The organism is Herbaspirillum huttiense (assembly GCF_004367745.1).
GTDB classification, from domain to species: Bacteria; Pseudomonadota; Gammaproteobacteria; order Burkholderiales; family Burkholderiaceae_D; genus Herbaspirillum; species Herbaspirillum huttiense.
Genome location: NZ_CP037993.1, coordinates 3406384 through 3425319, shown reverse-complemented (window position 1 = coordinate 3425319; position 18936 = coordinate 3406384). Strand labels below are relative to the sequence as shown.

Annotated in this window: 17 protein-coding genes; 12 read left to right on the top strand and 5 right to left on the bottom strand. The window is 61.2% G+C overall.

Annotation, left to right across the window (positions count from 1 at the left end; genetic code table 11):
- Positions 1-20 precede the first annotated feature (20 nt).
- The 5 genes from motB to E2K99_RS15335 all read left to right on the top strand — a co-directional run bounded on the left by motB (position 21) and on the right by E2K99_RS15335 (position 4880).
- Positions 21-959: a flagellar motor protein MotB gene (gene motB, locus E2K99_RS15355; RefSeq protein ID WP_134222784.1), complete on the top strand. Its 939-nt coding sequence runs from the start codon at positions 21-23 to the stop codon at positions 957-959.
- Positions 960-1043: 84 nt separating this feature from the next.
- Positions 1044-1598: a hypothetical protein gene (locus E2K99_RS15350; protein ID WP_039785309.1), complete on the top strand. Its 555-nt coding sequence runs from the start codon at positions 1044-1046 to the stop codon at positions 1596-1598.
- A gap of 129 nt (positions 1599-1727) precedes the next feature.
- Positions 1728-2093 (top strand): response regulator, encoded by a 366-nt coding sequence (locus E2K99_RS15345; protein ID WP_006463269.1) that lies wholly within the window; start codon positions 1728-1730, stop codon positions 2091-2093.
- 54 nt (positions 2094-2147) lie between these two features.
- Positions 2148-4355 carry a chemotaxis protein CheA gene (gene cheA, locus E2K99_RS15340; RefSeq protein WP_134222783.1) on the top strand — a complete coding sequence of 736 codons (2208 nt, stop codon included), beginning with the start codon at positions 2148-2150 and terminating at the stop codon, positions 4353-4355.
- A gap of 18 nt (positions 4356-4373) precedes the next feature.
- A complete protein-coding gene (locus E2K99_RS15335) occupies positions 4374-4880 on the top strand; it encodes a chemotaxis protein CheW (protein ID WP_006463271.1) in 507 nt (168 codons plus the stop codon).
- Positions 4881-5125: 245 nt separating this feature from the next.
- On the opposite strand, the gene E2K99_RS15330 is transcribed toward E2K99_RS15335, so the two are convergent.
- From E2K99_RS15330 to E2K99_RS15310, 5 genes are all read right to left on the bottom strand, one after another.
- Positions 5126-6373 carry a DUF2863 family protein gene (locus tag E2K99_RS15330; protein ID WP_039785313.1) on the bottom strand — a complete coding sequence of 416 codons (1248 nt, stop codon included), beginning with the start codon at positions 6371-6373 and terminating at the stop codon, positions 5126-5128.
- Positions 6374-6525: 152 nt separating this feature from the next.
- Positions 6526-9237, bottom strand: coding sequence for an aconitate hydratase AcnA (acnA, locus tag E2K99_RS15325; RefSeq protein ID WP_134222782.1), 2712 nt, complete (start codon positions 9235-9237; stop codon positions 6526-6528).
- Between the two features lie 142 nt (positions 9238-9379).
- The gene (locus E2K99_RS15320; RefSeq protein WP_034333994.1) at positions 9380-9919 is read right to left on the bottom strand and encodes a hypothetical protein; all 540 of its coding nucleotides are present in this window, start codon (positions 9917-9919) and stop codon (positions 9380-9382) included.
- Positions 9920-9939: 20 nt separating this feature from the next.
- Entirely contained in the window at positions 9940-10941 is a 1002-nt protein-coding gene (locus E2K99_RS15315; RefSeq protein ID WP_134222781.1) for an HpcH/HpaI aldolase/citrate lyase family protein, read from the bottom strand.
- Between the two features lie 117 nt (positions 10942-11058).
- Positions 11059-12048 (bottom strand): malate dehydrogenase, encoded by a 990-nt coding sequence (locus E2K99_RS15310; protein WP_034350453.1) that lies wholly within the window; start codon positions 12046-12048, stop codon positions 11059-11061.
- Positions 12049-12514: 466 nt separating this feature from the next.
- Between E2K99_RS15310 and E2K99_RS15305 the strand changes: the two genes are divergently transcribed.
- The 7 genes from E2K99_RS15305 (at position 12515) to gltA (ending at position 18626) form a co-directional block, all read left to right on the top strand.
- Entirely contained in the window at positions 12515-13300 is a 786-nt protein-coding gene (locus E2K99_RS15305) for a GntR family transcriptional regulator (RefSeq protein ID WP_034333992.1), read from the top strand.
- 166 nt (positions 13301-13466) lie between these two features.
- On the top strand, positions 13467-13877 hold the full coding sequence (gene sdhC, locus E2K99_RS15300; RefSeq protein ID WP_039785325.1) for a succinate dehydrogenase, cytochrome b556 subunit: 411 nt from the start codon (positions 13467-13469) through the stop codon (positions 13875-13877).
- A gap of 2 nt (positions 13878-13879) precedes the next feature.
- The gene (sdhD, locus tag E2K99_RS15295) at positions 13880-14245 is read left to right on the top strand and encodes a succinate dehydrogenase, hydrophobic membrane anchor protein (RefSeq protein WP_088753354.1); all 366 of its coding nucleotides are present in this window, start codon (positions 13880-13882) and stop codon (positions 14243-14245) included.
- A 2-nt stretch (positions 14246-14247) separates the two neighbouring features.
- Entirely contained in the window at positions 14248-16026 is a 1779-nt protein-coding gene (gene sdhA, locus E2K99_RS15290) for a succinate dehydrogenase flavoprotein subunit (RefSeq protein WP_034333989.1), read from the top strand.
- 11 nt (positions 16027-16037) lie between these two features.
- Positions 16038-16748 carry a succinate dehydrogenase iron-sulfur subunit gene (locus E2K99_RS15285; RefSeq protein WP_006463281.1) on the top strand — a complete coding sequence of 237 codons (711 nt, stop codon included), beginning with the start codon at positions 16038-16040 and terminating at the stop codon, positions 16746-16748.
- A gap of 132 nt (positions 16749-16880) precedes the next feature.
- Positions 16881-17165, top strand: a complete 285-nt coding sequence (locus E2K99_RS15280; protein ID WP_008329929.1) for an FAD assembly factor SdhE — start codon at positions 16881-16883, stop codon at positions 17163-17165.
- A gap of 159 nt (positions 17166-17324) precedes the next feature.
- Entirely contained in the window at positions 17325-18626 is a 1302-nt protein-coding gene (gltA, locus tag E2K99_RS15275; protein WP_134222780.1) for a citrate synthase, read from the top strand.
- Positions 18627-18936 lie beyond the last annotated feature (310 nt).

The window sequence follows — 18936 nt, the reverse complement described above, 5'->3', positions numbered from 1 at the left end:
ATTGAAGCAGGAGCACAGGCATGGCCGACGAAGGTCTACGTCCCATTATCGTCAAGCGGATCAAGAAAGGCGGCGGGGGTCACCATGGTGGCGCCTGGAAGATTGCGTACGCCGACTTCGTGACCGCGATGATGGCCTTCTTCCTGCTGATGTGGCTGCTGGGATCGACCGCCAAGGGCGACCTGAACGGGATCGCCGAATACTTCAAGACGCCGCTGAAGGTGGCCATGGCCGGCGGTTCCGGCAGTGGTGATGCCAACACGGTGCTGCCCGGCGGCGGCAAGGATCTGACCCGCCAGGACGGCCAGCTGCGCAAGGGCGAGAACGATGTGGTCTCGCGCAAGCAGAGCCTCAAGCAGGCGCAGCAGGAACTGGAGCGCGCCGAGCGCACCCGGCTGGAAGAACTGAAGTCGCGCCTGGAAAAGGCCATCGATTCCAATCCGACCTTGAAGCAGTTCAAGAACCAGCTGTTGATCGACATCACCTCGGAAGGCCTGCGCATCCAGATCGTGGACGAGAAGAACCGTCCCATGTTTGCCCTGGCCAGTGCGCAACTGCAGCCCTATACCAAGGAAATCCTGCATGAGATCGGCCGCACATTGAACGACGTGCCCAACAAGATCAGCCTGTCCGGCCACACCGATGCCACGCCTTATTCGCGCGGCGAGAAGGGCTACAGCAACTGGGAACTGTCGGCTGACCGCGCCAATGCTTCGCGCCGCGAACTCATTACCGGGGGCATGGACGAATCGAAGGTGCTGCGGGTGGTGGGCCTGTCCTCGGCGGTGCTGCTGGACAAGGAAGATCCGTTCAACCCGATCAACCGCCGCATCAGCATCATCGTCATGAACAAGAAGGCGGAAGAACTGGTGGAAAAGGATAGCGGCTCGTTGAACGTCCCCACCGATGCCAGCGATGAAGATGTGCAGCAAGGGCTGAGTGCGCCGGCCAAGAACTGATAACAGATGCCACGCCGGCGCGGGTGCGCGCGGTTTGCCAATGAAGCAGAAGTGTTCCAATTGAACAGGGGAAGAGAGCCGGATATGCCGACCAAGACCATGCTGCAGGAGCTCAAGCGCTTGTTGCTCGATACTGCCAGCGGCGGCAGCCGCCAATTGACGGAAGTGGAGTCGGACCTGGTCCAGACCAACATCCTGCTGGGCGAAGCCATCGGCAAGCTGGGCAACAGTTTCATGGAGCTGCATCGCGCGGTACAGATACAGCAATCCATCCTGGAAGGCCTGATGAACGGCAGCGGTCAGTTCGACAGCGCGAGCATCGATCAGCTCAAGGCCACCCAGGGCGAAGTCAGCCACTACGTCAACGCGGCCGTGACCGGCTTGCAGTTCCAGGACATGACCAGCCAGCTGCTGGAACGCATCGTGCGCCGCGTGATCGGCCTGCGTGAAGCGCTGGGGGTCCTGAGTGCGAACAGCTTCGAGATCGTCCCCGAGCAGGGCCAGACCGACGAAGAGGTCAAGGAATTGCTGGCCAGCACGGTGCAGGCGATTGAAGAGCGCCTCAACATGCTCGATACCGGGCTCTGGAAAGCAGTGCGCCAGACCCGCATGGAAAGTGGCGACATCGAGCTGTTCTGATCGGTGGCTGGCTGAGTGGTACAAGATTGAACTAGGTCATTCCGGCCTTGGCTGGGCGGTAGGTCGGTGGCCAAGGGTGCGGCATAATGCATACGCGCATGAGCCTTATTGAAGAAACAGGGAGTAACGATGTCCAAAACGATTCTCGCAGTAGATGATTCCGGGTCACTGCGTCAGATGGTGGTATTCAGTCTGAAAGCTGCGGGTTACAACGTGACCGAGGCGGTCGACGGGGTGGACGCGCTGGAAAAGGCCAAGACGCATACCTTCGACCTGGTCCTGACCGACCAGAACATGCCGCGCATGGACGGCCTGACGCTGATCCGCTCCCTGCGCGAGCTGACCAGTTACGCACGTGTGCCCATCCTGATGCTGACCACCGAGTTCAGCGACGAGATGAAGGCCAAGGGCAAGGCCGCCGGTGCCAATGGCTGGCTGGTCAAGCCCTTCGATCCGCAGCGCCTGACCGAGGTGGTGCGCAAGGTGATCGGCTGATCGTTTGCCGGGACAAGAAGAAGATACGTACTGCATCCAGCATGGAGCCCAGGCATGAGCATTGATATGAGCCAGTTTTTCCAGGTCTTTTTCGACGAGGCCGAGGAAGGCCTCGCGGAAATGGAAAAGCTGTTGTTGGCCGTCAATGTGGCGTCTCCCGATCCGGAGGACCTCAACGCGGTGTTTCGTGCCGCCCATTCGATCAAGGGTGGTTCGTCCACCTTCGGCCTGACCGATATTGCCGAAGTCACACACGTTCTGGAGTCGCTGCTGGATCGCATCCGCCAGGGCCAGATGAAGCTGACCTCGGAACACGTGGATGCCTTCCTGGCCGCCAAGGATGTGCTCAAGTCCATGCTGGACGGGCACAAGCATGGTGCCGAGGTGGATCAGGACGCGGTCGGCAATGTCCGCATGCTGCTGGAGGAATTGTCCCAGGGCCGGCGTGCCTCGGCTGCGCCGAAGACGGACGCGGCGGCGCCCGCCGGCGCCGTGGTCGGACCCGGCGGCGTTCGCCGCTACCGGCTGGACATGCCGGAAATCAGCGACAAGGATGCCGAGGCCCTGGCCGACGAGCTGGCCATGTTGGGCAAGCTGGAGAAGTCCAAGTCGCCCGAGGGGAAGTGGATCTTCATCCTTGATACGGCTGAACCGATCGATGACGTGGTCGCCATCTGCGCCTTCATCGTCAACGTGGCCGATCTGAAGGTGTCGCAGGCCGTCGATCCTGCCCAGGGCAGTGACGAAGAGCGCGGTTATGGTTTCTTCGACAATTTCGTGACCCAGGAAGAGCGTGAACGCGCCCAGGGTTATGGTTTCTTCGACAACCACACCGCCATCGAAGACAAGGAACGCGAGCAGGGTTACGGTTTCTTCGCTCCCTTCGTGCCGCTGGACATCAGCGCCAAGAAAAGCGAGGGCGACGCCCATGCGAATGGCACCGCCGGCACCGCCGGCACTGGCGGTCACGGCAATGGCAACGGTAACGGCAACGGCAACGGCCATCACGACGACGGCCATCTGCAGGGTGACCACGGCGGTGAAAAGAAAGCGGCCAAGGGTGGCGGCGGACAGGAATCGTCGTCGATCCGGGTCAGCATCGAAAAGGTCGATCAGCTCATCAACCTGGTCGGCGAACTGGTGATTACCCAGGCCATGATCGAGCAACGTGTTGGCAAGCTCGATCCCATGCATCACGAACATCTGCTCAACAGCGTCAGCCAGTTGAGCCGCAATACCCGCGATCTGCAGGAATCGGTGATGTCGATCCGCATGATGCCGATGGATTACGTCTTCTCGCGCTTCCCGCGCATGGTGCGCGATCTGGCGCACAAGCTGGGCAAGCAGGTCGAGTTCGTCACCCACGGCGCGGCCACCGAGCTGGACAAGGGCTTGATCGAGCGTATCGTCGATCCGCTCACCCACCTGGTGCGCAACAGTATTGACCACGGGATCGAACTGCCCGACGCGCGCCGCGCAGCGGGCAAGGGCGAGGCAGGTGTGCTGGCCTTGTCGGCCGAGCACCAGGGCGGCAACATCATCATCGAAGTCACCGACGACGGTGGCGGCCTGAACCGCGACAAGATCCTGGCCAAGGCCAAGCAGCAGGGCATGCCGGTCACCGACAGCCTGACCGATGCCGAAGTGTGGCAACTGATCTTCGAACCCGGCTTCTCTACCGCCGAGCAGGTGACCGATGTCTCCGGGCGTGGCGTGGGCATGGATGTGGTCAAGCGCAACATCCTGGCCATGGGTGGCGCGGTGGATATCCGCTCCAGCAAGGGCTTCGGCACCACCATTTCGATCTCGCTGCCGCTGACGCTGGCGATCCTGGACGGCATGTCGATTCGCATCGGTGAAGAAGTTTACATATTGCCGCTAGGATATGTGGTTGAATCTTTGCAACCTTTGCCGCAAGATATCAAAGAGATTTCCGGTCAGGGCCAGGTGCTGCGTGTGCGCGGTGAATATCTGCCACTGATCCCGCTTTATCAGATTTTCAACATCGAGCCTTCATTTACCGACCCTTCGCAAGGATTGGTGGTCATTTTGGAGTCAGATGGTAAAAAGGCGGCACTTTTCGTGGATGACCTGATCGGACAACAGCAAATCGTTGTGAAGAATCTGGAATCCAACTATCGAAAGGTCGCTGGCATTTCCGGAGCTACCATTCTGGGCGACGGCGGCGTTGCCCTGATTGTCGATGTGGCAGCCTTGCTGCGATCCAGCCGCCAATTGAATGACGAATCTGTATTTTCCTGATTTTTAAAGGGCCTCAACATGTCTGACACTGCAACCAAGAATCTTTCCGGCTTCGGCGAAAAGACCGACAGCAACGGAAACGAATTTCTCGCCTTCACCCTGGGCAAGGAAGAATACGGCATCGATATTCTGAAGGTTCAGGAAATCCGCGGCTACGAAGCCGTGACCCGCATCGCCAATTCGCCCGACTTCATCAAGGGCGTCGTGAACCTGCGCGGCATCATCGTCCCCATCGTGGACATGCGCATCAAGTTCCAGCTGGGCGAGCCGACCTATGACCAGTTCACCGTCGTCATCATCCTGAACATCGGCGGCCGCGTCGTGGGCATGGTGGTCGACAGCGTGTCCGACGTCATCACCCTGACCCAGGAACAGATCAAGCCGGCACCGGAGATGGGCACCACCTTCGACTCCGACTACCTGATCGGCCTGGGTACCCTGGAACAGCGCATGCTGATCCTGGTGGACATCGACAAGCTGATGTCCAGCGCCGAAATGGGCCTGATCGAAAAGCTGGCTGCCTGAGTCTTTGAGGCTCTGCAGGCCGGCAGTACGGGATCCGGAGGAGACGCAGTCCGGATCTGGCGCCCGTCGTCATTCGGTACCGCAGGAAAAGCGGGCATCATAGCCCGATACAGAAGAGAAAAAGGCATCCGCCGTGTGGTGGATGCCTTTTTTATGGGCGCTTTTCAGCGCATGTGAAGCTTTAGGCGCGCCGGCCATGCCCGGAATCGCGCGTCCTGCCTCCCGGCAGGACGTTTCTTCATCTCTCAGTGGAAATGCTCGACCGGAGGAGGCGTATCTTCCGGCATTTCCGCGTGCACCAGTTCACCTTCGCGGTCAGGGAAGAGCGGTGCGCCACAGTCGTCGCAAAACTCCATGGTGAAGCGTTCTGCATGATGCTTGATGTGCACGATGCCGCATTCGCGCAGCACCGTCAGGATCTGCTGCAGCGGGCTGGTGGGGATGCCTTCCAGCAGACCGGCACCGGTCGGGATCATCATGGGCAGGTCTTCGCCACTTTCCTGTTCATACAGCGGCCAGACCGTGCCATAGACCACGGTCGGATCGCCGCCGATGGAAAAACCGATGCGGTATTCATCGATCTGGCCATTGATGTCCTCGGAGAAGCCGCCGATGCTGGCGTGCAGTTCGGAGGAGGAGATGTCCAGGGTCTGCGTCAGGAAGTAATCGGCGGCGCGGATGGAGGCCGGGCGAATGCGCTTGTCGGCCTCGCGGCAGCCGAAGAAATAGGCTTGCGGCAGCAGCAGTTCGACGCTGCAGCCCGGCAGCAGGCGCGTGAAGAGCGGGGTGGCCTGCTGGGTCCAGGCTTCGAAGGCAGCCTCTTTCCGAGCCGAAAAATGGCTCTGCTGTTCACTTTCTTGCCAGTGGAACAGGGCTCCGCCGGCCGGGACCACCACGGCGGCGATCACGTAGCGGGTATCGGCCAGGAAGGCGGCGGTGGGCGGCTGTTCACCGCGCAGCTGCACCGGGCCGGTTTTGAGGGCGGTCTGGCCCATCTGGCGGGTCAGGGCGAAGACGTCGGCGTGTACGCGCGGCAGCTGTTCAATCGAGAACAGACTCGGTGCCAGTGCCAGGCGGGCCTCCTTGGCCAGTACGTGGGCATGCAGGTGCGCGCCGATGGCGGTGAGCAGCTCGCTGCCGATGGGGCCGGAGGCGATGGCAAAGCGGGTCCAGGCCAGCACCGGCAGCACCAGCAGCTGCACATCGTAGTCCTGGCCTTCGTGTTCCAGCGAGGTGGCTTCGCTGCCGGCCTCGACGGCTTCGATCAGGATGTCGTAGGCATCCAGGTCGGCCTTGAAGAGATGATCCAGGGCGGCATCGATGAGGCCCTGCTGGCCGGCCCGCAGCAGCTTGTTGAGCAGGGCGTCCAGGGGTTTCAGCCAGGCGCGCTCTTCGAGCCGGCTGGAGGCCTGCGCGATGGCTTGCGCAAAAGTCACCAGATGCTGGCTGTCGGCAGAAAGCTTGGAGGAGGAACGTTTGGCGGGACGACGCATGTAGGCTATCTGTATCTGTGGAAACGAAACCGCCTATTGTAGATGATTTGTCAGTCCTGTCAGCCGCCGCGGCCATTGCACAGCGCCAAGGGGCAATAAAAAACGCCGGACGAATCCGGCGTTTCTGTACTGCAGGGGACTACGGACGCTGCTTAGGCTGCGAGCAGCTGACGCAGCACGAACGGCAGGATGCCGCCATGCTTGTAGTAGTCCACTTCGATCGGGGTGTCGATGCGCAGCAGCAGCTTGACTTCCTGAGTCTCGCCGTTCTTGCGATGGATCACCAGGGTGGCTTCCTGTTGCGGCTTGATCTCGCCTTCCAGGCCCTTCAGGTCGAAGCTTTCTTCACCGGTGATGCCCAGCGACTGCACGCTGTCGTTGCCCAGGAACTGCAGCGGCAGCACGCCCATGCCGACCAGGTTGGAACGGTGGATACGCTCGAAGGAACGTGCGATCACGGCCTTCACGCCCAGCAGCTGGGTGCCCTTGGCAGCCCAGTCACGGGAGGAGCCGGTACCGTACTCTTCGCCACCGAAGACCATGGTCGGGGTACCTTCAGCCACGTACTTCATGGCGGCGTCGTAGATCGACATTTCTTCACCGGAAGGCTGGTGAATGGTGATGCCGCCTTCAACGCGCGAGCCGTCTTCCTTGGCCGGAATCATGAGGTTCTTGATACGCACGTTGGCGAAGGTGCCGCGCATCATGATCTCGTGGTTGCCGCGGCGCGAGCCGTAGGAGTTGAAGTCCGCCTTCAGCACGCCATTGGCTTGCAGCCACTTGCCGGCCGGGCTGGATTCCTTGATGGAACCGGCCGGGGAGATGTGGTCGGTGGTGATCGAGTCGCCGAACACGCCCAGGGCGCGGGCACCGCTGATGCCGGTGGCAGCCGCCGTCGGCTCTTCGCTGAAGTTCTCGAAGAACGGCGGCTCGGCGATGTAGGTCGAGGTCGGCCAGTTGTAGACTTCGCCCTTGGCGACGCCCTTGATGGCTTCCCACAGCTTGCCCGGTGCACCCTTCACATCGGCGTAGTTTTCCTTGAAGGTTTTGGCGTTCATGGCGAACTTCAGCAGCTTTTCGATCTCTTGCGAGGTCGGCCAGATGTCGCCCAGATAGATGTTCTTGCCGCCCTTGCCCTTGCCGACCGGTTCGGTCATCAGGTCACGGGTGACATTGCCGGCGATGGCGTAAGCCACGACCAGCGGAGGCGAGGCCAGGAAGTTGGCGCGGATGTTCGGGTGGATACGGGCTTCGAAGTTGCGGTTGCCCGACAGCACGGCGGCCGCCACCACGTCGTTCTTGACGATGGCTTCGTTCATGGCCGGGGTCAGGTCGCCGGCGTTGCCGATGCAAGTGGTGCAACCGTAGGCGGTCACGCCAAAGCCCAGCTTTTCCAGGTAAGGCAGCAGGCCAGCCGCTTCCAGGTACTTGGTCACCACGCGCGAGCCAGGAGCCAGCGAGGTCTTGATGTGCGGGGCCACCTTCAGACCGGCTTCCACGGCCTTCTTGGCCAGCAGGCCGGCAGCCAGCAGCACGCTCGGGTTGGAGGTGTTGGTGCAGGAGGTGATGGCGGCGATCAGCACGTCACCGTTGTGCACATCCACGCCATCGGCGTTCTTGTAGGACGCGGTCAGGTCTTCGGCCTTCTTGTTGAAGCCGTTTTCAGCGGTCGGCTTGGTGAAGAGGTCGGAGAAGGTGGACTTGACGTTGCCGATCTCGATGCGGTCTTGCGGACGCTTCGGACCTGCCAGCGACGGGGCGACGGTGCCCAGGTCCAGCGAGACTTCCTGGGTGTAGTCGATCTGGCCGGCCTTGGGCACGCCGTACAGGCCTTGCGCCTTGAAGTAGGCTTCGAAGGCGTCGATCTCGGCCTTGGTGCGGCCGGTGCCCTTGAAGTAGTCGATGGTGGCGTCGTCAACCGGGAAGAAGCCCATGGTGGCGCCGTATTCCGGGGCCATGTTGGCGATGGTGGCGCGGTCGGTCAGCGACAGCGATTCGGTACCTTCACCGAAGAATTCGACGAACTTGCCCACGACCTTGGTCTGGCGCAGCAGTTCGGTGATGGTCAGCACCAGGTCGGTGGCGGTGACGCCTTCGCGCAGCGCACCGGTCAGGTTCACGCCGACCACGTCCGGGGTCAGGAAGTAGACCGGCTGGCCCAGCATGCCGGCTTCGGCTTCGATACCGCCCACGCCCCAGCCGACCACGCCGATGCCGTTGATCATGGTGGTGTGGGAGTCGGTGCCGACCAGGGTGTCAGGGTAGTAGACACCGGTCTTGTTGTGCACGCCGCGTGCCAGGTATTCCAGGTTGACCTGGTGCACGATGCCGAAGCCCGGGGGCACCACGCCGAAGGTGTCGAAGGCTTGCATGCCCCACTTCATGAACTGGTAGCGCTCGTTGTTGCGCGAGAATTCCAGCTTCATGTTCAGGTCCAGCGCCTTCTTCTCGCGGAAGTGGTCGATCTGCACCGAGTGGTCCACCACCAGGTCCACCGGGACCAGCGGTTCGATGTTCTTGGGGTTCTTGCCCAGCTTGCTGGCGACGTTGCGCATGGCGGCCAGGTCGGCCAGCAGGGGCACGCCGGTGAAGTCCTGCAGCACCACGCGGGCTACCACGAAGGGGATCTCATCCACGCGGGCGGCCTTGGCGCCCCAGTTGGCCAGTTGCTTGACGTGTTCTTCGGTGACCTTCTGGCCATCGCAGTTGCGCAGCACCGATTCCAGCACGATGCGAATCGACACCGGCAGACGCGAGATATTCACGCCCAGCGACTTTTGCAGGGCGGGCAGGGAGTAGAACTTGCCCTTCTTGGAACCGGAAATCGGGAATTCCTTCAGGGTGTTCAATGTGTTGCGAGACATGGCCTCTTCTCCTTAATTTGGCAATTTAGTGATGCTAGCTAGTCGAATCCGGTTTGCGCTGCAATGGTGAACTGCGGGGTGCTGCCTGATTCTGTGATTCTGTGTTGCTTGATACGCGATGAGCTGGCGGTTGCCTGCCGGCTCAGTTCTTCTGGGGTGCCGCGGCGACGGTGGCGGCCGGTGCTGCTTCGGCGGCCTTGATTTGCTCGGCGTTCTTGCATTCATTGGCCAGTTGCTGGCCCTTCTTGGAGTCCAGCAGCAGGCCCTTGGCCGGGATACCGATCCAGACCAGGCCCATCTTGCGGTTTTCGAAGCGGTTGGCACCGGTGGTGGTTTCGACGCGGGTCAGGCGGTGGATGCGCTTGTCCCAGCGGATGGCGATGTGCTTGTCGTCGGCTTCGTTCTTCCAGATGGTCAGCTTGTGACCCATTTCGCACTGGAAGTCGGCCGACAGGGTGCCGCCCAGTTCGGGTTCGCTGTCGTCATCTTCGGCGTCGGAAGAGAACGGCATCTTGGCGGCGGGGGCTGCTGCAGCTGCAGCAGCGGCCTTCTTGGCCGGCGCCTTCTTGACGACCTTTTTCTTGGCGGCCGGTTTGGTATCGGTTTCAGCGTGCGCCGCAGTGATGCCGGCGGTGGCGAAGAGGGCGCCCAGCAGGGCGATGAGAGTCAGGTGCTTTTTCATGGACGTCGGTCGAAACAAGTTTACTGCGTGGTTGAGGGGGAGTCGCCGCGGGCGAACCAGGGTGCAGTCTCCGGCGGCAGCGCGATGCCGGTGGCGTGCGCGCGTTGCAGGATACTCCAGTAATAGCGATAACTGGCGCGGTCGTGCAGGTTGCCCTGATGCTGGATCGGGCCCCACTGCACCGCCTGCGCCTTGAGCAAGATCTGTGCCGCCAGGTCGGCTTCTTCCGTGGCCGGGGACATGGCCTGCACGATCGGGCGAATCTGGTCCGGATGGATGCTCCACATCCGGGTATAGCCAAACTCCTGTGCCGCGCGGCGCGCATCGTCAGCCACGGCGGCGGGATTCTTGATGTCGGTGGTCACGTTGTGCGACGGCACCTTGCCGTGCGCATGGCAGGCGGCAGAAATTTCCAGCTTGGCGCGGCGCACCAGCGGATGGTCGAACTGTCCGGGCGAGCGCATGGCGCTGCCAGGAATGGCGCCGTAATGGGCCGACACGAAATCCATCACTCCGAACGACAGCGAGTGCACCTGGGGCAGGGCGGCGATCTTGCCGGCGTCAGCCAGGGCACCATGGGTCTCGATCAAGACCTGCACCGGCAACTGCGCACGGCCGGCCGCATTGGCGGCACGGTTGATGCTCTCCAGGGCACGCAGCACGTCCTCGATGCCTTCAGGCTTGGGCAACATCACGTAAGTCAGCTCGCGCGCAGCGGCGCCGCAGATGATGGCCACGTCCTGCTCGAAATGCGCATGGCCCACGTCATGCAGGCGCGCGCCGATGCGGCGGTGGACATTGCCGGGGCCGGTGATGAGCGAGGCGACCAGTTCGGCATGCGCGGCTTCATTGCCGGCGGCAGCGCCATCTTCACAGTCGAAGGTGATGTCGAACAAGGGACCGAGCTCCTGCTGCAGGGCCATCGACTTGCGCATCAGCTTTTCGGAGCCGGCGTAGTGATCGCACACCGGAAGCGAGACCGGTTGCTGGGCACCTGGGAACAAGACCTGGGAAGGATGCATTGCTGCGATTGAGAGCGGGGTAAGGTTGTCGGAACGGGTGATGTCACGTACTGCAATACGGCGATGCTGCAAAACGATCGGCGCGGCAGCCGGCAAGGGCCGCCGCGCCGTGGTCAATTAGCCGACCAGATGCTTGACGCCTTCGCGCTCTTCCAGCAGTTCCTTGAGCGTGATGTTGATGCGCTCTTGCGAGAACTCATCGATCTCCAGGCCCTGGACGATCTTGTACTCACCGTTTTCGGTGGTCACCGGGAAGCCGAACATGGTGCCTTCGGGGATACCGTAGGAACCGTCGGAGGGGATACCCATGGTGGTCCACTTGCCGTTGGTGCCCAGCACCCAGTCACGCACGTGGTCGATGGCGGCGTTGGCAGCCGAAGCGGCCGAGGACAGGCCACGAGCCTCGATGATGGCGGCGCCGCGCTTGCCGACGGTGGGCAGGAACACGTTCTTGTTCCATTCCTGGTCGTTGATGGTGTCCTTGACGGAAGCGCCATCGGCGGTCGCGAAGCGGTAGTCGGCGTACATGGTCGGCGAGTGGTTGCCCCACACGCACAGCTTTTCGATGGCCGAGACCGGCTTGCCGATCTTGGCAGCCACTTGCGACAGGGCGCGGTTGTGGTCCAGGCGCAGCATGGCGGTGAAGTTCTTGGCCGGCAGGTTCGGGGCCGACTTCATGGCGATGTAGGCGTTGGTGTTGGCCGGGTTGCCGACCACCAGCACCTTGACGTTGCGCGAAGCCACGGCGTCCAGTGCCTTGCCTTGCACGGTGAAGATCTGGGCATTGGCTTCCAGCAGGTCCTTGCGCTCCATGCCGGGGCCACGGGGACGGGCACCCACCAGCAGGGCGATGTCGGCATCCTTGAAGGCGGTCATCGGATCGCTGTGGGCGGTCACGCCAGCCAGCAGGGGGAAGGCGCAGTCGTCGATTTCCATGATGACGCCCTTGAGCGCCTTCTGAGCCTTCTCATCAGGGATTTCCAGCAGTTGCAGGATGACCGGCTGGTCTTTGCCCAGCAGGTCGCCGTTGGCGATGCGGAACAGCAGGGAGTAACCGATCTGACCGGCGGCGCCGGTGACGGCAACACGCATGGGGGCTTTAGCCATGTTGAATCTCCAAAAGAGGTGATGAAAAAAAGCATTCAGACTGCAGCGAAGCGCAGCTTGCGGTCGCGTCGCGCAAGGCGCGGCAGGGCCGTGTAGCGGTGGCTTCTGGTTTGCGCATGAAAATGCGCGACTTCCTCGAATTCTTGTTAGGCCGCCATGATACCGTCGAAAACGCAGCGAGTCAGTTGGTTTCGGACCGGGCTCTGCCGACAAATCAAAAACCTGTCAAACTTGTGTTCTGCCTGCAGAAAACCACTGCATCGGAATGATCTTGATGAGAGCGATTCTCGTTATCGTCTACTGGCCGGTACATCGCTTCCTGCCTGCCTTGCGGCTCTTCAGGTTGCTCGCGAGTGTAGGCTTGCGAAAGACTGCTGTCAATCAATATCTTATGTCTTATATAAGACATATTATTGCCTAGTTTTTGCTGGACGCCGGAAGGAGTTTTGTGGTGAAATTCGAGGTTATGAGCTCGATCCTGCCCAATTCAAACAACGTCGACGCGCACGCCGCGGGGGCGGGTGTTGCCAGTCCGGCGCCCACCTTCAGTCCGTTGTACCAGCAGATCAAGGCGCTCATCATGCAGCGCCTCGAAGCCGGTGAGTGGAAACCCGGTGAGCTCATTCCCAGTGAGGTCGAACTGGGCAGTCGTTTCAAGGTCAGCCAGGGCACGGTGCGCAAGGCCATCGACGAACTGGCAGCCGAAAACCTGGTGGTGCGCCGCCAGGGCAAGGGAACCTTCGTTGCCACCCATCACGAGACCCAGGCGCAGTTCCGCTTCCTGCGGCTGATGGCCGACAGCGACGAGCCGCAGCGTCCCGAAAACAAGATCATCGAAGTCAAGCGCGTTCGCGCCTCGGCCGAAGTGGCCCGTCAGCTCGACATGAAGTCGGGTGACTCCGTCATTTTCATTCGCCGTGTCAAGTCCTTCAACGGCACTCCCATCATCCTCGAAGACATCTGGCTGCCTGGCGCCATCTTCAAGGGGCTGACGGCCGAGCGCCTCATGGAATACCGCGGGCCCCTGTATGGCCTGTTCGAGTCCGAGTTCGGCACGCGCATGATCCGTGCCGAAGAACGCATCCGTGCCGTCGGGGCGGATCCGGATGCCGCAGAGTTTCTGGGCGTAACGCCCCAAACGCCGTTGCTGAGTGTGGAGCGGGCTTCATTTACCTATGGCGACAAGCCGGTGGAAATGCGGCGCGGTCTGTACCTGACGACGAATCATCATTACCAAAGCGAGTTGAGCTGAGCAAACCGAAACCGGTCATGATCGGGTGCTGGCGGGTCCTGCCTGTCCAGCGCAGAAGGGCTGGTGTCAAGCCTTTTCGGCATGCTGCGAAGCGCAATAAAAGTTGATGGTGATTTCGAAAATCGGCGAAAATTGCATGATTGTTTTAAACTGAGGAGAACCTTGTATGTCTGAAGCCGCTAAACCACAACGGCCGCAATTTCGTAACATACACCTAACCCAAATTGCCGGCTATCGCATGCCTCTGGCAGCCATCGTCTCGATCATGCACCGCATCAGCGGTCTGTTCCTGTTCCTGATGCTGCCTTTCATCCTGTTCCTGCTGGACAGCAGCCTGCTCTCGGAAGGTACTTTCGCCTATCTCAAGGGCTTCGTCTCGGGCTGGTTCGTCAAGCTCGTCATCCTGGCACTTTCCTGGGCCTACCTGCATCACTTCTGCGCCGGCATCCGCCACCTGATCATGGACAACCACGTTGGCCTGGACAAGGACAGCGCACGCAAGTCCTCGGCAACTGTCCTGGTGGTCAGCATCGCGCTGATGATCCTGGTCGCATTGAAACTGTTCGGAGTGTTCTGAAAATGGCTGATAACAACATCGGACCCAAGCGCCTGGTCGTTGGCGCCCACTATGGCCTGCGTGACTGGCTGGCGCAACGCGCGACCGCCGTCGTGATGGCCGTCTACACCGTCATCCTGCTGGTGTGCTTCTTCACCTCGACCAACTTCAGCTACCAGGGCTGGGCGGCGCTGTTCTCGCATCAATGGTTCAAGGTGGCCACCTTTGCCGTGTTCATGGCGCTGTTCTTCCACGCCTGGATTGGCGTGCGTGACGCGCTGATGGACTACGTCAAGCCCGTTGGCACCCGTCTGGTCCTGCAAGTTGCCACTATCGTGTGGCTGATCGGTTGCGCTGGCTATGCCGCGCAGATTCTGTGGAGAAACTAATCGTGGCTGCTATCAAATCCGCCATCACTACCCGCCGCTTTGACGCGGTCATCGTCGGCGCCGGTGGCTCCGGCATGCGCGCCTCGCTGCAACTGGCCGAAGCCGGCCTGAACGTCGCTGTCCTGTCCAAGGTCTTCCCGACCCGCTCGCACACCGTGGCTGCCCAAGGCGGCATCGGCGCTTCGCTGGGCAACATGTCTGAAGACAACTGGTACTGGCACATGTTCGACACCGTCAAGGGTTCGGACTACCTGGGCGACCAGGACGCCATCGAGTTCATGTGTCGCGAAGCACCGAAGGCCGTCTACGAGCTGGAACACTTCGGCATGCCCTTCGACCGCAACCCGGACGGCACCATCTACCAGCGTCCTTTCGGCGGCCACACCGCCAACCTGGGCGAAAAGCCTGTGCAGCGTGCCTGTGCGGCTGCTGACCGTACCGGTCACGCGCTGTTGCACACCCTGTACCAGCGCAACGTGCGCGCCAAGACCCACTTCTTCGTCGAGTGGATGGCGCTGGACGTGATCCGCAACGAAGAGGGCGATGTCCTCGGCGTGGTGGCGCTGGAAATGGAAACCGGCGAAATCATGATGCTGCACGCGAAGACCACCCTGTTCGCCACCGGCGGCGCAGGCCGTATCTGGGCGGCATCGACCAATGCCTTCATCAACACCGGCGACGGCATGGGTATGGCCGCACGTGCCGGCCTGCCGCTGCAGGACATGGAGTTCTGGCAGTTCCACCCGACCGGCGTGGCCGGTGCGGGCGTGCTGATCACCGAAGGCGTGCGCGGCGAAGGCGGCATCCTGATCAACAGCAACGGCGAACGCTTCATGGAGCGCTATGCGCCGACCCTGAAGGACTTGGCACCGCGTGACTTCGTCTCGCGTTCGATGGACCAGGAAATCAAGGAAGGCCGCGGCGTCGGTCCCCACAAGGATCACGTGCTGCTGGATCTGCGCCACATCGGTGCCGACACCATCAAGAAGCGCCTGCCCTCGATCCTGGAAATCGCCCACAAGTTCGCCAACGTCGATGCGACCAAGGAGCCTATCCCTGTCGTGCCGACCATCCACTACCAGATGGGTGGCATCCCCACCAACATCCACGGTCAGGTGGTCGCGCCCAAGGGCGGTTCGATGAAGGAAGTGGTGCAGGGCATGTACGCCATCGGCGAATGCGCCTGCGTCTCGGTGCACGGCGCCAACCGCCTGGGTACCAACTCGCTGCTGGACCTGGTGGTCTTCGGCCGCGCAGCTGGCAACCACATCGTCGGCAGCCGCCTGCAGGACCAGAGCCACAAGCCGATCCCGGCCGGGGCCCTGGACCGCTCGCTGGAACGCATCGCGCACCTGGAAAGCAGCACCGGTTCCGAGCGCGTGCAGGATGTGGCCAACGACATCCGTGCCACGATGCAGAAGTACTGCGGCGTGTTCCGTACCGATGCCCTGTTGAAGGAAGGCGTTCAAAAGATCATGGAACTGGATGAGCGTCGCAAGCACGTCTCCTTCAAGGACAAGTCCAAGGTCTTCAACACCGCCCGCGTGGAAGCGCTGGAACTGGACAACCTGATCGAAACCGCCAAGGCCACCATCACCTCGGCCGAAGCCCGCAAGGAATCGCGCGGCGCCCACGCGCAAAGCGACCACGAGCAGCGCGACGACGTGAACTGGCTCAAGCATACGCTGTGGTTCTCCGAGGGGAATCGTCTCGACTACAAGCCGGTCAACATGCAGCCGCTGACCGTCGAGACTTTCAAACCTAAAGCACGTACTTTCTAAGAGGTCGCAACATGACTCGCACCCTGAAATTCAAGATCTACCGTTACGATCCGGACAAGGACGACAAGCCGTACATGCAAGACCTGACGGTGGAGCTGAAGCCCACCGACAAGATGCTGCTCGATGCCCTGCAGCGCATCAAGTCCGACGTTGACGATTCCCTGGCGCTGCGCCGCTCCTGCCGCGAAGGCGTGTGCGGTTCCGACGCCATGAACATCAACGGCAAGAACGGCCTGGCCTGCATCACCAACCTGAACGAACTGACCGAACCCATCGTTCTGAAGCCGTTGCCCGGCCTGCCGGTGATCCGCGACCTGATCGTGGACATGACGAACTTCTTCAAGCAATACGACTCGATCAAGCCCTACCTGATCAACGACAGCATCCCGCCCGAGAAGGAGCGCCTGCAGTCGCCCGAACAGCGTGAAGAGCTCGATGGCGTCTACGAGTGCATCCTGTGCGCCTGCTGCTCGACTTCCTGCCCGTCGTTCTGGTGGAACCCGGACAAGTTCGTCGGCCCGGCCGGCCTGCTGCAAGCCTACCGCTTCATCGCCGACAGCCGCGACGAAGCCACCGGTGCGCGCCTGGACAACCTGGAAGACCCGTATCGCCTGTTCCGTTGCCGTTCCATCATGAACTGCGTCGATGTCTGCCCCAAGGGTCTGAACCCCAACAAGGCCATCGGCAAGATCAAGGAACTGATGGTGCGCCGTTCGGTGTAAGCCGGATCGGTGTGATGCCTGCCAGACCCGCCGTCCATGGCGGGCGGCAGCAAGGGGGAGCAGGGCTGGAAGCGGCTTCCCCGACCGGTTCCTTCGGTTTTGGTCCGGTTGAAGTGAATGGAAAGACTAGAAATGAGCGAGTTCATGACTGAACAGCGTCACCAGGATGATCCGGCCAAGCGGGCGCGACTGCGCTGGCGTGCGCGCCGCGGGCTGCTGGAGAACGATCTGATCCTCACCCGCTATCTGGATGCCAACGAGGCCCAGATGAGCGATGACGAGGTGGATGCCTTCTCGCGCCTGATGGACCTGACCGACAACGACCTGATGGACTTGCTGCTGGCCCGCAAGGAGCCGGAAGCGGCGGTTGACCTGCCCCAAGTGCATGCGTTGCTGAAGAAACTGCGTACTGCCTGACTGTTGCACGAATATTGCGCCTGGCCACAAGCCAGACCGATTTTGCCCGATCGCGGCCTGTTCCCACTCGCCACCCGGCGCATCTGAACCACGATGACGCCGGGCTTGCGGTCGCGGCGTTTGATTAACGGTTTCACCATCCCAGCAAAAGGAAAAGCTATGTCCAATACCGATATCAAAGCTACCCTGTCGTTCTCCGACGGCTCTCCGTCCGTAGATTTTCCTATCTACAAGGGCAGCATCGGCCCTGATGTGATCGATATCCGCAAGCTCTACGGCGCTACCGGCAAGTTCACCTATGACCCGGGCTTCATGTCCACCGCTTCCTGCAACTCGTCCATCACCTACATCGATGGCGACAAGGGCGAACTGCTGTACCGCGGCTACCCGATCGAACAGCTGGCGGTGAACTGCGACTTCCTGGAATCCTGCTACCTGCTGCTGCACGGTGAACTGCCCAACGCCACCCAGAAGGAAGAATTCGTCAAGACCGTGACCCAGCACACCATGGTGCACGAGCAGATGAACTTCTTCTTCCGTGGCTTCCGCCGCGATGCGCACCCGATGGCGGTGCTGACCGGCTCGGTGGGCGCCCTGTCGGCCTTCTACCACGATTCGCTGGACATCTCCAACGCCAACCACCGCGAAGTCTCGGCCATCCGCATGATCGCCAAGCTGCCGACCCTGGTGGCGATGGCCTACAAGTACAGCATCGGCCAGCCTTTCGTGTACCCGCGCAATGACCTGTCCTACACGGCCAACTTCATGCGCATGATGTTCGCCAACCCGTGCGAAGAGTATCAGGTCAACGAAGTCCTGGTGCGCGCACTGGACCGCATCCTGATCCTGCACGCCGACCACGAACAGAACGCTTCGACCTCGACCGTGCGCCTGGCCGGCTCCTCCGGTGCCAACCCGTTCGCATGTATCGCTGCCGGCATCGCCTGCCTGTGGGGTCCTGCCCACGGTGGTGCCAACGAAGCCGCCCTGAACATGCTGGAACAGATCGGCTCCGTCGAAAACATCCCCGAGTTCATCAAGCAAGTGAAGGACAAGAACTCCGGCGTGAAGCTGATGGGCTTCGGTCACCGCGTCTACAAGAACTACGACCCGCGTGCCAAGCTGATGCGCGAAACCTGCTACGAAGTCCTGAACGAACTGGGCCTGCACGACGACCCGCTGTTCAAGCTGGCCATGGAGCTGGAAAAGATCGCCCTGGAAGACGACTACTTCGTCTCCCGCAAGCTGTACCCGAACGTCGACTTCTACTCCGGCATCGTGCAGCGCGCCCTGGGTATCCCGACTTCGATGTTCACCTGCATCTTCGCCATGGCCCGTACCATCGGCTGGATCGCCCAGTGGAACGAAATGATCTCGGATCCGGAACAGAAGATCGGCCGTCCGCGTCAGCTGTTCGTCGGCTCGCCGCGTCGCGACGTTCCCCCGATCGACAAGCGCTGATCGCCGGATGTTGTTCGTCTGCCTTGTCGGACGGACAACTAAGGCATCGCAACGCCGCGTTTCCCGTCTTCCGGGAGTAATCGGAGGAGGGCAGCGAGCCCCGCGCAGCAAAGCTTTGCGGGCGTGCGTTGGCGGGCGGAAACGCCCGTTGCTTCATGTTTCAAATAAAAAAGCGAATCCCTTAGGATTCGCTTTTTTATTTGATATTAGGAGATATAATTCCGATGCGCTGACTGGATGACGTACAGAAGTTCAGGTAGACAAGGTCCTTCCCCCACAACTTGATGCAATCCGCTAACCGGTCAGGCCG